Below are 13,640 nucleotides of genomic sequence, written 5' to 3'. Positions count from 1 at the left end.
GCCGCCTTTGTTGTTTTGTGGGGCTTCCTTGACGCGGTGTTGGCGGGGGGGGGGGGGGGGCGGGCCCGGGGGGCCGGGGGGGGGGGGGGGGGGGGCCCCGCGGGGGCCCCCCCCCGACCGTCAGCCGGTGACCGTGAACCAGGTCGACCGCGACTTCTGCCACTCCGGGTGCGCGAGGTCCTTCGCCTTGGTGCCGTCGCCGTACAGGTCGGCCGAGCCGTCGTCGGTGATCAGCTGGGCGCGGGCGCCGGCAGCAGTGAGGTCCGGTACGTCGACTACCGCCTCCCAAGCACCCGGGTCCGTGGTCGGCAGGTCACGCAGCTTGACCGGGCTGTCGGCGGCGTTGCCGGTCCAGGAGTAGAGGGCGTACGGGTCGGAGTTGTCGTCGGCGGCCCAGGAACCGGCGACGATCAGATACTGGTTGGCCGCGTTCTTGCGGATGTCGCGCACCGAGAGGCCGCCGAGGTCCAGCTCGATCGGGGTGCCGAAGGCCGCGGCGGTGCCGTTCGCGACCACCTTGTCGATGTTGGTCACCGGCACGAGCAGCGCCTTGCCGCCGGCCACCGCCGGGGCGAGCGGCGCCCGGAATCCGAGGTACGCCGTGCTCGTCGAGCCCGGCGCGAACTCCAGGCCCTCCACGTTGAACCCGTTGATCTCCTTGGGTACTTGACCGTCCGCGGTGCCCGCCGCGAAGCCGTACCGGTTGCCGTTCGCCTTGTCCCACGCCACCAGGTCGTCACGCAGCTTGCCGTACGAACCGCCGTAGGAGAGTGCCGTGTTGGCGCCGCTGCCGGTCACCTTCGTGGTGAAGACCGTGTTGCGGGCCGCCTTGTACTCGCCGTCCTTGTTGTTGCCGAGCGAACCGGTCCAGTAGACCGTGTCGCCGACGCGTGCCGCGCCCTCGATGTCGATCTCCTTGGAGACGCCGATGTCGTCGCTGAAGTCCCAGGTCCTGACGGGGGCGCCGCCCGCCGAACGGTCGTACAGGCGAAGGACGTTGGACTCGTCGTCCGCCACGACGACGTAGCCGCCGCCCACGTCCACGGCGGCGGAGGCGTCGCTGGAGCCGGTGAAGTAGCGGGTGTCGGCGGGCTGTTGGACGGAGGCGGAGGCCGCGTAGTGCAGGGTCTTCGTGGCCGTCCTGCCGCCCAGCCCCGTGACCTTCACCGTCAGGTCGGTGTAGCCCTGCGCGGCGGCCGTGACGGCGAGTCGGCGGGTGGCGCCGGTGCCGGTGACGGCCACCGCGCTCGTCGGCGCGACGGACGTCCTGCTGCTCTTGCTCGCCGCGACCGTCAACGCGCTGACATCGGCGCCGCTCTGAGCGACCGTCACCTGCACGGTCGGGTCACCTACCGCGCCCACCGCGCCCGAAAGGTACGTGGCCGACAGGGAGATGGTCGGTGTGCCGTAACTCGCCGCGTGCGCCAGGCTGTTCAGGCCCAGGTTCAGGCCAAGGGCCGCGAGGGCGAGGCAGGTGCCCGCCGCGGCGACCGTCCTGCGCCCGTTGGAGAAAACTCCGTCGGAAGAAACGTAGTCCTGCACGGGGACCCCTTCGTCGGCTCGGTGTCGACGAGAAGGCTCAGTGGGTCTCACCAACTCCGCGCGGCGCGGGCAGGTCCTGGGGGTGAACAACGGCGGACGGGCCGAGGGAGCGCTCCATGACCCGGGCCAGGTGGCGGGTGAAGACCTCCTGCGTGTCGGGGGTCAGCGTGCGCAGCGCCACCAGCGCGGTGATGACGACGTCGCACAGTTCGGCCTGCACGTCGTCCCAGGTGTGGGTGACGCCCTTGCGCGGGTTCTGGCCGGTCGCCCCGATCACCGCCTGGGCGACCTCGCCGACCTCCTCGGACAGTTTCAGGACGCGGAGGAGGAGCCCTTCCCGGCCTTCGAGGGGACGGTTCGCGTCCACCCAGGTCCAGAGGTCCTCGATGCCGGTCCAGAGTCCGGTGGGCTGGTCCTTCTGCTCACTCATGGACCCAGCCTGCCATCACGTCACTCCGCGTCGAACAGCGTCTCCTGCCCGAACTCCGACGCCTCCCGCACCCGCCTGTTCCGCAGGCCGATCACCACGGCCGTCGCCGCCCCGGTCACCGCGAGGGCCGCCGGGACCATCCAGCCCCGGTTCACCGCGTGCCCGAGCGCGTGGTCCAGGGAGAGGCGGCCAGGGCCCGTGATCGCGAGGCCGGCGGCCGTCAGGGCGAGGGAGGCCGCGTACTCGTAGCCGCCGCCCGCCGCGAAGAAGCCGTTGGGCGCGTGGACGGCGGTCGCTCCCGCCATCGCACCGGCCGCCGCCGCGCCCGCCGCCGGGGTCGCCAGGCCCAGGGCGAGCAGGGCGCCGCCGCCCGCCTCCGCGAGGCCCGCCATCGTGGCGCTCTGCCTGCCGGGGGAGTAGCCCATCGCCTCCATGGCCGCGCCGGTGCCCTCGATGCCACCCCCGCCGAACCAGCCGAACAGTTTCTGCGAGCCGTGCGCGGCCAGCACACCGCCGGTACCCAGCCGGAGCAGCAGCAGGCCCAGATCGCTTCGGTCGTAACAGGTCACGGTGACTCCCTGGACAGGCGGCGGGGACGTTCCCCTACGTGTCTCCCCTAGGTCTCTCCCTAGGTGTCCCCCGACGCCCCTCCACCGTCGCACCCCGGGCCTCGCGCGGGCGGGTTCGCGCGGCCGTTCGGGTGGCGGGGCCCCGGGAACGGTGTGAGTCTGACCGGCATGACGATTCAGACAGCCAAACTCAGCGATCCGGCGGTCCGGGCCTTCGTCGGCGCCGTCAACGCCCATGACCGCGAGGCCTTCCTGGCGGTCCTCGCGCCGGGCGCGACGATGGCGGACGACGGCTCCGACCGTGACCTCGCCGAGTGGATCGACCGGGAGATCTTCTCCTCCCACGGCCACATGGAGGTCGACCGGGAGTCGAACGGCGGCCGGGCCCTCGTCGCCCGCTACTCCAACGACGCGTGGGGCGAGATGCGCACCCGGTGGAGTTTCACGGTCGGCGACGACGGCAGGATCGCCCGCTTCGAGACCGGGCAGGCCTGACCGACGTAAAAACCCTTGCCTTCGTGTGCGCTCCAACTCCTAGTGTCCACAGGCATGGAGACGAAGTCGAACATCAGGACCCTCGGACGCAGCGGGATCGACGTGAGCGCTCTCGGCTTCGGCTGCTGGGCGATCGGCGGTGAGTGGCAGGACACGAGCGGGCAGCCGCTCGGCTGGGGCAAGGTCGACGACGAGGAGTCCGTACGGGCGGTTCGGCGCGCCCTCGATCTCGGTGTCACGTTCTTCGACACCGCCGACACCTACGGTGCGGGGCACAGCGAACGCGTCCTCGGCCGCGCGCTGGGCAAGCGCCGGGACGACGTGGTCCTCGCCACCAAGTGGGGCAACGTCTTCGACGAGGACACCCGCACCCTCACCGGCGGCGACGACTCCCCGGAGTACGCCCGCCGCGCGCTCACCGCGTCACTGAGGCGCCTCGACACCGACCATGTCGACCTGTACCAACTGCACCTCTCCGACGCCGACTTGGAGCGTGCCGCCCAACTCCGCGACCAGTGCGAGGAGTTCGTGCGGGAGGGGCTGATCCGCGCCTACGCCTGGAGTACCGACGACCCCGCACGCGCCGCCGTCTTCGCCGAGGGGGAGCACTGCGCGGCCGTACAGCACGCGGCGAACGTGTTGCAGGACGCACCCGAAATGTTCGCACTGTGCGAGGAGTTGGGCCTCGCCAGCATCAACCGCAGCCCCCTCGCGATGGGCCTGCTCACCGGAAAGCAGGCGGTGGGGCGGGAGTTGGAGGCCGGCGACATCCGCAACACGCCCCCGGCCTGGATGCAGGGCTTCAAGCGGGGCGCCGGTGCCGACGGGGACTGGGTCACTCGCGTGGACGCCCTGCGCGAGATCCTCACCTCCGACGGCCGCACCCCCGCCCAGGGCGCCCTCGCCTGGCTGTGGGCCCGCAGCCCGCGCACCATTCCGATCCCGGGCTTCCGCTCGGTCGCCCAGGCGGAGCAGAACGCGGGCGCGATCGCGAAGGGGCCGCTCACCGCAGGGCAGTTGGCCGAGGCCGACCACGTGCTCGGGCGGTGAACGGCCCCGACAGGACCGGACCGACGGCGTAGGGGCTAGTAACCCTGGTTGCCGTACTGCGCGTACTGCTGCTCGCTGTGCCCCTGCTGGGGCGCGAACTGCCGCTGGCCGCCGCCCTGTTCGGTGAGGGTGATCTGGCCGGCCTTGATGGTGGCCAGGCGCGGGGCGCGGCGGGCGATGGACGAGTCGTGGGTGACCATGATGAAGGTCAGCCCGTACTCGTGCCAGAGGCCTTCGAGCAGGCCCATGATGTCGTCGCGGGTGCCTTCGTCGAGGTTGCCGGTGGGCTCGTCGGCGAGGAGGACCTTCGGCTTCTTGACCAGTGCGCGGGCGATCGCGACGCGCTGCTGCTGGCCGCCGGAGAGTTCGGACGGGGCGTGGCGCAGACGGTCGCCGAGACCGACCGAGGTCAGCGCCTCGGCGGCCCGCTCGCGGCGCTCCGCCGGCTTGACGCCGAGGGGGACCAGGGCGGTCTCGACGTTCTCCTGTGCGGTGAGCGTCGGGATGAGGTTGAAGGACTGGAAGATGATGCCGATCTTCTCGGCCCGCAGCCGGGTCAGCTTGGCCTCGCTGATGGTGGCGAGGTTGACGTCGTCGAGTTCGACGCTGCCCTCGGAGGGGCGGTCCAGGCCGCCGATCATCTGCAGCAGCGTCGACTTGCCGCCGCCGGTGGGGCCCTGGATGACGAGCTGGTCGCCGTCCTCGATCGTGAGGTCGACGCCGCGCAGCGCCTCGACCGTCTCCTTGCCCCGCGTGTAGCGCTTGGTGACGCCGGTGAGCTTGTACATGGGATCTCCGTCGGTACGTCGGTGAAGAAGAGGGCGGGGCGCCGCCACCCGGGGGGAGTGGAGGCGGCGCCCCTGTTCAAGGGGGTGCGGCCGGTCTACGACACGCTGCGCAGGGCGTCCGCCGGGCGCATCCGGGAGGCACGCCAGCCGCCCATCGCGCCGGCGATCAGACCGCCGGTGACGGCCAGGCCCACCGCGAGGGCGATGGTGGTCAGCGAGACCGGCGCGTTCAGCGCGATCTCCAGGGTGTTGGAGGAGGCCTGCTGGCCGGGGCCGCCCTGGCCGCCGGGGCCACCGCCCATGCCGCCACCGCCGCCGGAGGTGGAGCCCAGCTGCGCGGTCAGCTTGGGGCTGATCGCGGTGACCGCGTAGGCCGCCGCGAGGCCCAGCGCGATACCGAGAGCGCCGCCGATCAGGCCGTTGACCATGGACTCGCCGACGACCTGCCGGGTCACCTTGCGGCTCGGCCAGCCGAGCGCCTTCAGGGTGCCGAACTCACGCACCCGGCGGGACACCGCCGAGGAGGTCAGCAGCGCGGCCACCAGGAACGCGGCGATCAGGACCGCGATGGAGAGCCACTTGCCCACGCTGGTCGCCAGGTTGGAGGCGGTGGACAGCGAACCGGACACGGTGGACGCGAGGTCGGCGGAGGTGGTGACCGTCGTACCCGAGATGTTCTTCTGGATCGTCGACTTGACGGCCGAGATCTGCTTGGAGTCGGTCGCCTTGACGTAGATCGTGGTGACCTTGTTCTTCGAGTCGCCCAGCGTCTGCGCCTGCTTCAGCGGCAGGTACACGTCGATGGTGGACTCGCTGCTGTTGGGCGTCGCGATGCCGATGACCGTGAACTTGGTGCCGGAGATCTTGAAGGTCGAACCGACCTTGTACTTCTTCGTCTTGGCGTACGACTTGCTGACGACGGCGACCTTCGCGTCGGTCTGCGCGGTCGTGAACGTCTTGCCGGTGGTGATCTTCGACGTGGACAGCGGGCCCAGCGTTTGGTTGGTGACGTCGATACCCGCGACCGAGTACGAGTTCACGTTGAAGTTGGCGCCGCCGCCCTGCACTTGGGGCTGGCCGGTGCTGCCGCTGCTGCCCGAGCCGCCGCCGGGGCCGCCCTGCTGCGAGGAGGAACCGGAGCTGGAGGAGGAACCGGAGCTGGTGGAGGTCTTCGCCTTGCCCTGGGTGAAGGAGCCGTCGACCTTGGTGACGTTCAGGGTGAGCGCGCCGACCGCGGCGGACACGCCCTTCTGCGCGCCGACCTTGGTGACCAGGGAAGACGCGAGGGCCTGACCGCCCTGCGTGTTCACCCGGTCCGAGCTCTGCGAGCTGCCGCTGGAGGAGGTGGCGCCGAACTTGAAGCTGGGACCCTGCGAGCTGCCGGCCTTGGGGGCCGACTGCGCCTTGGTCACGGTCATGTCGGTGCCGAGACCGTAAAGAGACTTGAGGACCTTGTCCTGAGCCTGATTCATGCCGGCCGACACCGAGTTGACGGTGATGACCAGCGCGATACCGAGCGCCAGACCCATGGCGATGACCAGGGCCGCCTTCTTGCGCCGGCTCAGCTCGCGCTTGAGATAGATGCCAAACATCCCGTTCCCCAAAGGTTCTTGGCGCCCGCTGTGGGCGCGGCCACAAGCTATGGAGGAACCTTTGAGTCGACCTGAGTAAAGGATGTGTCTGACCTGAGAAAAAGAAGCCCGAAATCAGAATTGTGTCAGACAGCCCATTCCTAGCCTGTGGAGGGCGTCTTGCCAGGAAACCCCTGTTCAATGGCGTGCTGACATGGGTTCCCGTGCTTTCGTTCCGACGTTTTTTCGACACCCCGCCGTGCACCGGCCCGGCCCGATTTTGTACGGTCCCGGGATGCGCGATTCCTCTCGGCTCACCCGGCGTGCCGCTCTCGGTCTGACCGCCGCCGCCCTTCCCTTGGCGGCGGCCACTCCCGCGTCGGCGGCGACGGCGATAGGCGGTGAGCGTCTGGCCCGCGACGGGATCCAGACGAGCGGTGCCACCGGTCTGCCCAAGAAGCTCACCGCCCGCTCCTGGATCCTCGCCGACCACGAGACCGGCGAGGTCCTCGCCTCGTACCGCGCGCACCAGCGGCTCGCGCCCGCGTCCACGCTGAAGATGCTGTTCGCCGACACCGTGCTGGGGAAGTTCGAGCGGACCCGCACGTATCGGGTGACCGACGCCGACCTGGCCGACGTCCCCTCCGGCTCCAGCCTCGTCGGCGTCAAGCCCGGCATCCTCTACACCGTCCACCAGCTGTGGCAGGGCGTCTTCCTGCGCTCCGGCAACGACGCCGTGCACGTGCTGGCCCACATGAACGGGGGCATCGCGAAGACCGTCGCCGAGATGCAGGCCAAGGCGGCCGACCTCCAGGCCCTGGACACGCATGTGGTCAGCCCGGACGGCTTCGACCACCCCGGGCAGGTCTCGTCGGCGTACGACCTCACGCTCTTCGCCCGGCACGGGCTGCGCGACGAGGACTTCAGCGCCTACTGCTCGACCAGGACCGCGAACTTCCCGGCCGGCGGCAAGAAGACCTTCCAGATCCAGAACACCGACCGCCTGCTCACCGGCGCCTACGGACTGGGCACGTACCGGGGCATGATCGGCGTGAAGAACGGCTACACCAGCCACGCCGGCAACACCTTCACCGGCGCCGCCACCCGCGACGGCCGCACCCTCCTGGTCACCGTGATGCACCCGGCGAACGGCGGCAACGAGGTCTACAAGGAGACCGCCGCGCTGCTCGACTGGGGCTTCGGCAAGGGGAGTTCGGCGCAGGCGGTGGGCAAGCTGGTCGATCCGCTGAGCGAGGGCGGCGCGACCGCGAGCGCCGCAGCGTCGGGGAAGGGCGCCAAGGGCGCTCAGGGGGCCACGGGCGCGGCTGCCTCCTCGTCGGACGGTCCCTCGCCCTGGCGGCTGCTGGAAGGCGCGGCGGGGACGGTCGCGGTGCTCGCGGGCGGCGCGTTCGCGCTGCGCAGGCGCCGGGCGGCCGTAGCGGCGGCGGCCAAGGCCGAAGAGGATCAAGGGAGTTGAACTGTGCGACAGCCGTTCCACTGCCCGGTGTGATACCTCGCGGTCCCACGCGAGGCCCACCCCCACCCGGGCAGTGGAACGACTGTCGCCTCCCCCCTCGGGTGTGGTCTGCGGAAGCTCAGTGCTCCAACTGTGAAGCTTTGGTGGAGAAGAGTTGAGCATAAGTCAGCAACCGGGCGCAATGGTGCGGACGGTCAAATTCCGCTTGTGCACATCGAATCGGCCATCGCTCAGCCCCGGCCCACATACGGCATCGCCGTCGCCAGCACCGTCGCGAACTGCACATTCGCCTCCAACGGCAGCTCCGCCATGTGCCGTACGGTGCGCGCCACATCGGCGACATCCATCACCGGTTCCGGGGCGACCACCCCGTTGGCCTGCAACGCCCCGGTCTCCATCCGCCGCGTCATGTCCGTCGCCGCGTTCCCGATGTCGATCTGCCCCACCGCGATCGAGTACGGCCGCCCGTCCAGCGACAGCGACTTCGTCAGCCCCGTCAGCGCGTGCTTGGTGGCGGTGTAGGCCACGGAGTGCGGCCGGGGAGTATGAGCGGAGATCGACCCGTTGTTGATGATCCGCCCGCCCTGCGGCACCTGCTCCTTCATCCGCCGGTAGGCCGCCTGCGCGCACAGGAACGCCCCGTTGAGGTTGGTGTCCACCACATGCCGCCACGCGTCGTAGGGCAGCTCCTCCACCGGCACCCCACCGGGCCCGAACGTCCCCGCGTTGTTGAACAGCAGGTCCACCCGCCCGAACCGCTCCACGGTCGCGTCGAACAGCGCACCCACGTCCTCCGGCCGCGCCACATCCGTCCCTACGACGAGGGAGGCGCCCTCCGGCACCAGCGCGGCCGTCTCCTCCAGCGTCCCGGTGCGGCGGCCGGCCAGCGCCACCGACCAGCCCGCGCGCAGGAGTTCCACGGCGACCGAGCGGCCGATCCCGGAGCCGGCGCCGGTCACCACGGCGATCCTTGACGAGTGCGTTGCGTTCATGGCCGCAGCCTACGAGTCACCCCTCCTGCGGATACCGCACCCCGATCCGCTCCCGCACCGCGTCCAGCGTCCGCATCACCGCGAGCGTGCCCTCCAGCGGCACCAGCGGCGACTCGGTCTCACCGGCGCGCAGCGCCCGCATCACCTCCGACGCCTCGTGCCGCAGCGTGTTGCGGGGCCCGTCGGCCGGGTCGAGGGCGAACTCCTCGGGGTCGCGGCCGTCCCGGTGCAGCACGAACCGCTCCGGGTGGAAGAAGCCGTCCGGGATGTCGATCCGGCCCAGCGCACCCGTCACCGACGCCGACGTCCCCGTACCGCCGACGATCGAGCAGTGCAGCGCGGCCAGCGCGCCGCTGTCCCAGGAGAACAGGGCCGCGGTCTGGAGGTCGGCGCCCTCGGGGGAGAGCACGGCCGACGCCTTGATGCCGGCGGGCTCACCGAGCAGCAGGTGCGCGAACGACACCGGGTACACCCCGAGGTCCAGCAGCGCGCCGCCGCCCTGCGCCGGGTCGCGCAGCCGGTGTGACGGAGGGAAGGGTCCGGCGAGCCCGAAGTCGGCCTGGACGGTGCGGACTTCACCGATCGCCCCGTCGTCGACGAGGGATTTCAGCCGCCGTACCAGCGGATTGCAGTACATCCACATGGCCTCCATCAGGAAGCTGCCGCGCGCACTCGCCAGTTCCACAAGCTCCGCGGCCTCGCGGGAGTTGAGGGTGAAGGCCTTCTCGACGAGCACGTTCCGCCCGGCCTCCAGACAGAGACCGGCCGCGGTGCGGTGTGCCGAGTGCGGGGTGGCGACGTAGACGACATCGATGTCCTCGTCGGCCGCCAGCGCGGCCCAGTCGCCGTAGGCCCGCTCGATCCCGAACCGTTCCGCGAACGCCTTCGCCGACGTCTGAGTCCGCGAGGCCACCGCGACCACCTCGGCGTCCGGCAGATCGACCAGCGCCGCCGTGAACGCGGCGGCGATCCCGCCGGTCGCCAGGACTCCCCAGCGCACGCTCTGCTCCGTCATTCCGGACCCACCCTCGCTCACCAGACCCTCGGCACCCTGTACGAGCTGAGAGCATAGGTGGCGGATCACTCGGAGAGGGAGGGGCACATGCCCGAGCAGAGGGCGCAGGCGCCGAGCACGCCGCAGTCCGTCGTACCGCCGACCGAGGCGACCCGCCGCTCCGGCCTCCTCGTCGTCCTCGTCCTCGGCGGTCTCACCGCGACACCGCCGCTGGCGATGGACATGTACCTCCCCTCGCTCCCGGAGGTCACCCGCTCCCTGCACGCCCCCGCCGCGACCGTGCAGCTCACCCTCACCGCCTGCCTCGCCGGCATGGCGCTGGGCCAGCTGGTGGTCGGCCCGATGAGCGACAAGTGGGGCCGCAGACGCCCGCTGCTGACCGGCCTGGCCGTCTACATCCTGGCCACCGCCCTGTGCGCGTTCGCGCCGAACGTGGAGTCCCTGGTCGCCTTCCGGCTGCTCCAGGGCCTCGCGGGCGCCGCCGGGATAGTGATCGCCCGAGCGGTCGTACGCGACCTGTACGACGGCGTCGCCATGGCCCGCTTCTTCTCCACCCTGATGCTGGTCTCCGGGGTCGCCCCGATCGTCGCGCCGCTGGTCGGCGGCCAGATCCTCCGGGTGACGGACTGGCGGGGCGTCTTCGTGATCCTGACCTTCGTCGGGGCGGCGCTGGCGGTCCTCGTCTGGACCCGCCTCCCCGAGACCCTCGCCCCTGCCGACCGCCACGCGGGCGGCACGGCGGAGGCCCTGCGCGGTATGCGCGGCCTCCTCGCCGACCTCCCCTTCACCGGCTACACGCTCACGGGAGGTTTCTCCTTCGCTGCCCTGTTCGCCTACATCTCGGCGTCCCCCTTCGTCGTCCAGGAGATCTACGGCGCCTCCCCGCAGACCTTCAGCGTGCTGTTCGGCGTCAACTCGGTGGGGCTGGTCGCGGTGGGCCAGATCAACGGAAAGCTGCTGGTGGGCCGGGTCTCCATGGACAAGGTCCTGGGTGCGGGCCTGGCGGTGGTGGTGCTGGCCGCGACGGCGCTGCTGCTGATGGCGACGGGGGTGTTCGGGGAGGTGGGCCTGGCCCCGGTGGCCACGGCCCTCTTCATCCTCATGTCGGCGATGGGCGTGACCCTCCCCAACGCCCAGACCCTCGCCCTCATGCGCACCCGGCACTCGGCGGGCTCCGCCTCGGCGCTGCTGGGCACCTCCTCCTTCCTGATCGGAGCCATAGCCTCCCCGCTCGTCGGCATCGCGGGTGAGCACACGGCCGTCCCGATGGCGGTCGTCCAACTGGTGGCCGCACTGGTGGCGGTGGCCTGCTTCGTGGGAATGTGCCGTCCTTGGAACACACGTACGACCGTGGAGGGAGTGGGGAGCTGAGCGCCCCGAGACTTCGCATCGACACCCCGGAACGGGCCGGCCTCGATCCCGGGGAACTCCGGCACCTGGTCCGGGAGGTCCACGACCTCACCACCGGCGACCGCCCCTGGGCGGCGGGCACCGTCGTGGTCGCCGGCCGCGGCCCGGTGATCGCCGTGGAGGAGGCGGCGGGCTGGGCCGTCCGCTACTCCGCCTACGACCCCGAGACCGACCGGGGTGTGGAACTGCCACCGGCCTCGCGTATCCCGACGACGGTCGACACCCCCTTCGACCTGGCCTCCCTCACCAAACTGTTCACGGCGGTCGCCGCCATGCAGCAGATCGAGCGGGGCACGCTGGGCATCGACGCCCGCGTCGGCGCGTACCTCCCCGACTTCCGCGCCGCCGCCCGCCACGGCATCACCGTCCGCCAACTCCTCACCCACACCTCGGGCCTACGACCCGAACTCCCGCTCTACGACTGCGCGGACGACACGGAACGCCTGGCAATGCTGCGGGCGGAGGCGCCGGCGGGAGAGCCGGGCACCTACCTGTACTCCGACCTGAACCTCCTCCTGCTCCAGTTCGTCCTGGAACGCATCAGCGGACGCACCCTCGACGTCCTCGTCCACGACGGGATCACCCGCCCCCTCGGCATGACCTCGACCGACTTCGGCCCCAGCCCCGGCGCGGCGGCCACGGAGGACGAGCGCCGCCCGTGGGCCAAGGCGGACCGGGGCATGCTGCGGGGCGTCGTCCACGACGAGAACGCCTGGGCCCTCGGCGGCGTCGCCGGCCACGCGGGCCTCTTCTCCACGGCCCGCGACCTCGCGATCTTCTGCCGCACCCTCCTGGCAGGCGGTTCCTACGGCCCCGCCCGCATCCTGGGCGCGGACTTCGTGGAGCTGCTGCTGACGCCACCGGGACTCGGCTTCGCGGTCGACCAGGCCTGGTTCATGGGGGAGTTGGCGGGGCGCGGGGCGGTCGGGCACACCGGGTTCACGGGGACGTCGCTGGTACTGGACCCGGCGACGGACACGTTCTTGGTGCTGCTGGCCAATACCGTCCATCCGCGGAGGAGGGATGCGGACAGTGGGCCGCGGGCGGCGGCGGGGACGCGGGTAGCGCGGGCGGTGCGGGGTTTTTGACGGCCACCTCTTGACTGACAGTAAACGGGTGGTGGGTGGGCAAAGGACGGGGGGCTGGGGGCGGAGCCCCAGGGACGACGCCCGCCTCCACCCCGGCCCACTTAGAATCGGCGAGTGAACGACCCCGTGACCCCGGCTCAAACCCTCCGTACCGCTCTCGCCACGCTGCTCGACGGGCTTCCGCCCAGGCAGGCCGCCGGTGCCGTGGAGCGGCTGATCGCCAGCTACAGGGGGGTCACCCCGACCGACGCCCCGATCCTCAGGGACCGCGCGGACGTCGTCGCGTACGCCGCGTACCGGATGCCGGCGACCTTCGAGGCGGTCCGCTCCGCGCTGGACGAGTTCGCGGACGCCGTACCCGACTGGGCCCCGCAGGGACACGTGGACATCGGCGGCGGCACCGGCGCCGCGACCTGGGCCGTCACCGCCACCTGGTCCGGCGACCGCCCGGTGACCGTACTCGACTGGGCCGAACCCGCCCTCGCCCTCGGGAAAGAGATCGCGACCGCCAACCCGGGCCTGCGGAACGCCAGTTGGCGCCACGCCCGGATCGGATCGGCGCTCACCCTCGACGCCACCGACCTCGTCACCGTCTCCTACGTCCTCAACGAACTCACCGCCCCCGACCGGGCCGCCCTCGTCGACGCCGCCGCACACGCGGCCCAGGCCGTAGTGATCGTCGAAGCGGGCACCCCGGACGGCTACGCCCGGGTGATCGAGGCCCGCGACCGCCTGATCGCCGCCGGTTTCCGCATCGCCGCCCCCTGCCCCCACAGCGCCGGCTGCCCCATCGTCCCCGGCGAGGACTGGTGCCACTTCTCGACGCGCGTCAGCCGTTCCTCCCTGCACCGCAAGGTCAAGGGCGGCTCCCTGCCGTACGAGGACGAGAAGTTCAGCTACGTGGCCGCCGCCCGCTTCCCCGTCGAACCCGTCCCCGCGCCCGCGCCCGCCCGCATCGTCAGACGCCCGCAGATCCGCAAGGGGCAGGTACTCCTCGACCTCTGCGAGACCGACGAACAGCTGCGCCGGACGACGGTCACCAAACGCCACGGCGACCTGTACAAGGCGGCACGGGACGCGGACTGGGGTGACCCGTGGCCGCCGCGGCCCTGAAGACCGTAAATCCCGGCAAATCATGTGATAGGCGGTGATCTGGGTCTCGGTGTGTCTCGTCCCACCCACCCCGGATACGGGGTCCCGCCACTCGGAGCGC

General features: G+C 71.2%; 13 protein-coding genes. 6 read left to right on the top strand and 7 right to left on the bottom strand.

Annotated features, from left to right (window positions below):
• Positions 1-120 precede the first annotated feature (120 nt).
• From ACIQBL_RS15850 to ACIQBL_RS15840, 3 genes are read right to left on the bottom strand one after another with little or no spacing between them, the layout of a single operon-like run.
• On the bottom strand, positions 121-1,542 hold the full coding sequence (locus tag ACIQBL_RS15850) for a DUF3616 domain-containing protein (RefSeq protein ID WP_401941599.1): 1,422 nt from the start codon (positions 1,540-1,542) through the stop codon (positions 121-123).
• A 37-nt stretch (positions 1,543-1,579) separates the two neighbouring features.
• Positions 1,580-1,972, bottom strand: a complete 393-nt coding sequence (locus ACIQBL_RS15845; RefSeq protein ID WP_401941596.1) for a MazG-like family protein — start codon at positions 1,970-1,972, stop codon at positions 1,580-1,582.
• Between the two features lie 20 nt (positions 1,973-1,992).
• Complete coding sequence (locus ACIQBL_RS15840) at positions 1,993-2,541, bottom strand: DoxX family protein (RefSeq protein ID WP_401941593.1); 549 nt, start codon at positions 2,539-2,541, stop codon at positions 1,993-1,995.
• 168 nt (positions 2,542-2,709) lie between these two features.
• On the opposite strand from ACIQBL_RS15840, the gene ACIQBL_RS15835 reads away from it, so the two are divergent.
• Positions 2,710-3,036, top strand: coding sequence for a nuclear transport factor 2 family protein (locus ACIQBL_RS15835; RefSeq protein WP_401941590.1), 327 nt, complete (start codon positions 2,710-2,712; stop codon positions 3,034-3,036).
• Between the two features lie 54 nt (positions 3,037-3,090).
• Entirely contained in the window at positions 3,091-4,086 is a 996-nt protein-coding gene (locus tag ACIQBL_RS15830) for an aldo/keto reductase (protein ID WP_401941587.1), read from the top strand.
• Between the two features lie 35 nt (positions 4,087-4,121).
• Here ACIQBL_RS15830 and ACIQBL_RS15825 read toward each other — a convergent pair whose 3' ends face one another.
• Both ACIQBL_RS15825 and ACIQBL_RS15820 read right to left on the bottom strand, forming a co-directional pair.
• Positions 4,122-4,874 carry an ABC transporter ATP-binding protein gene (locus tag ACIQBL_RS15825; protein WP_401941584.1) on the bottom strand — a complete coding sequence of 251 codons (753 nt, stop codon included), beginning with the start codon at positions 4,872-4,874 and terminating at the stop codon, positions 4,122-4,124.
• Between the two features lie 95 nt (positions 4,875-4,969).
• The gene (locus ACIQBL_RS15820; RefSeq protein ID WP_401941582.1) at positions 4,970-6,466 is read right to left on the bottom strand and encodes an ABC transporter permease; all 1,497 of its coding nucleotides are present in this window, start codon (positions 6,464-6,466) and stop codon (positions 4,970-4,972) included.
• A gap of 274 nt (positions 6,467-6,740) precedes the next feature.
• On the opposite strand from ACIQBL_RS15820, the gene ACIQBL_RS15815 reads away from it, so the two are divergent.
• A complete protein-coding gene (locus ACIQBL_RS15815) occupies positions 6,741-7,922 on the top strand; it encodes a D-alanyl-D-alanine carboxypeptidase family protein (protein WP_401941580.1) in 1,182 nt (393 codons plus the stop codon).
• 230 nt (positions 7,923-8,152) lie between these two features.
• Here the strand turns inward: ACIQBL_RS15815 and ACIQBL_RS15810 are convergent, their stop codons facing one another.
• A complete protein-coding gene (locus ACIQBL_RS15810) occupies positions 8,153-8,914 on the bottom strand; it encodes an SDR family oxidoreductase (RefSeq protein ID WP_401941578.1) in 762 nt (253 codons plus the stop codon).
• A 16-nt stretch (positions 8,915-8,930) separates the two neighbouring features.
• On the bottom strand, positions 8,931-9,929 hold the full coding sequence (locus ACIQBL_RS15805) for a Gfo/Idh/MocA family protein (protein ID WP_401941576.1): 999 nt from the start codon (positions 9,927-9,929) through the stop codon (positions 8,931-8,933).
• An 87-nt stretch (positions 9,930-10,016) separates the two neighbouring features.
• On the opposite strand from ACIQBL_RS15805, the gene ACIQBL_RS15800 reads away from it, so the two are divergent.
• The 3 genes from ACIQBL_RS15800 to ACIQBL_RS15790 all read left to right on the top strand — a co-directional run bounded on the left by ACIQBL_RS15800 (position 10,017) and on the right by ACIQBL_RS15790 (position 13,540).
• Positions 10,017-11,300, top strand: a complete 1,284-nt coding sequence (locus ACIQBL_RS15800) for a multidrug effflux MFS transporter (RefSeq protein ID WP_401941573.1) — start codon at positions 10,017-10,019, stop codon at positions 11,298-11,300.
• Positions 11,252-12,427, top strand: coding sequence for a serine hydrolase domain-containing protein (locus ACIQBL_RS15795; protein ID WP_401941571.1), 1,176 nt, complete (start codon positions 11,252-11,254; stop codon positions 12,425-12,427). Before ACIQBL_RS15800 ends, ACIQBL_RS15795 begins: the two co-directional genes overlap by 49 nt.
• 114 nt (positions 12,428-12,541) lie before the next feature.
• On the top strand, positions 12,542-13,540 hold the full coding sequence (locus ACIQBL_RS15790) for a small ribosomal subunit Rsm22 family protein (protein ID WP_401941569.1): 999 nt from the start codon (positions 12,542-12,544) through the stop codon (positions 13,538-13,540).
• Positions 13,541-13,640: the final 100 nt, after the last annotated feature.

This window comes from Streptomyces sp. NPDC088350, from assembly GCF_044753545.1.
GTDB lineage: Bacteria > Actinomycetota > Actinomycetes > Streptomycetales > Streptomycetaceae > Streptomyces.
The sequence above is the reverse complement of the archived record's forward strand: the minus strand, read 5'-3'. Positions and strand labels throughout refer to the sequence as shown.

Coding starts and splice junctions, on each gene's coding strand:
- ACIQBL_RS15830 (WP_401941587.1), top strand. CDS start 3,091: ATGGAGACGAAGTCGAACATCAGGACCCTCGGACGCAGCGGGATCGAC.
- ACIQBL_RS15805 (WP_401941576.1), bottom strand. CDS start 9,929: ATGACGGAGCAGAGCGTGCGCTGGGGAGTCCTGGCGACCGGCGGGATC.
- ACIQBL_RS15835 (WP_401941590.1), top strand. CDS start 2,710: ATGACGATTCAGACAGCCAAACTCAGCGATCCGGCGGTCCGGGCCTTC.
- ACIQBL_RS15820 (WP_401941582.1), bottom strand. CDS start 6,466: ATGTTTGGCATCTATCTCAAGCGCGAGCTGAGCCGGCGCAAGAAGGCG.
- ACIQBL_RS15815 (WP_401941580.1), top strand. CDS start 6,741: ATGCGCGATTCCTCTCGGCTCACCCGGCGTGCCGCTCTCGGTCTGACC.
- ACIQBL_RS15825 (WP_401941584.1), bottom strand. CDS start 4,874: ATGTACAAGCTCACCGGCGTCACCAAGCGCTACACGCGGGGCAAGGAG.
- ACIQBL_RS15845 (WP_401941596.1), bottom strand. CDS start 1,972: ATGAGTGAGCAGAAGGACCAGCCCACCGGACTCTGGACCGGCATCGAG.
- ACIQBL_RS15800 (WP_401941573.1), top strand. CDS start 10,017: ATGCCCGAGCAGAGGGCGCAGGCGCCGAGCACGCCGCAGTCCGTCGTA.
- ACIQBL_RS15810 (WP_401941578.1), bottom strand. CDS start 8,914: ATGAACGCAACGCACTCGTCAAGGATCGCCGTGGTGACCGGCGCCGGC.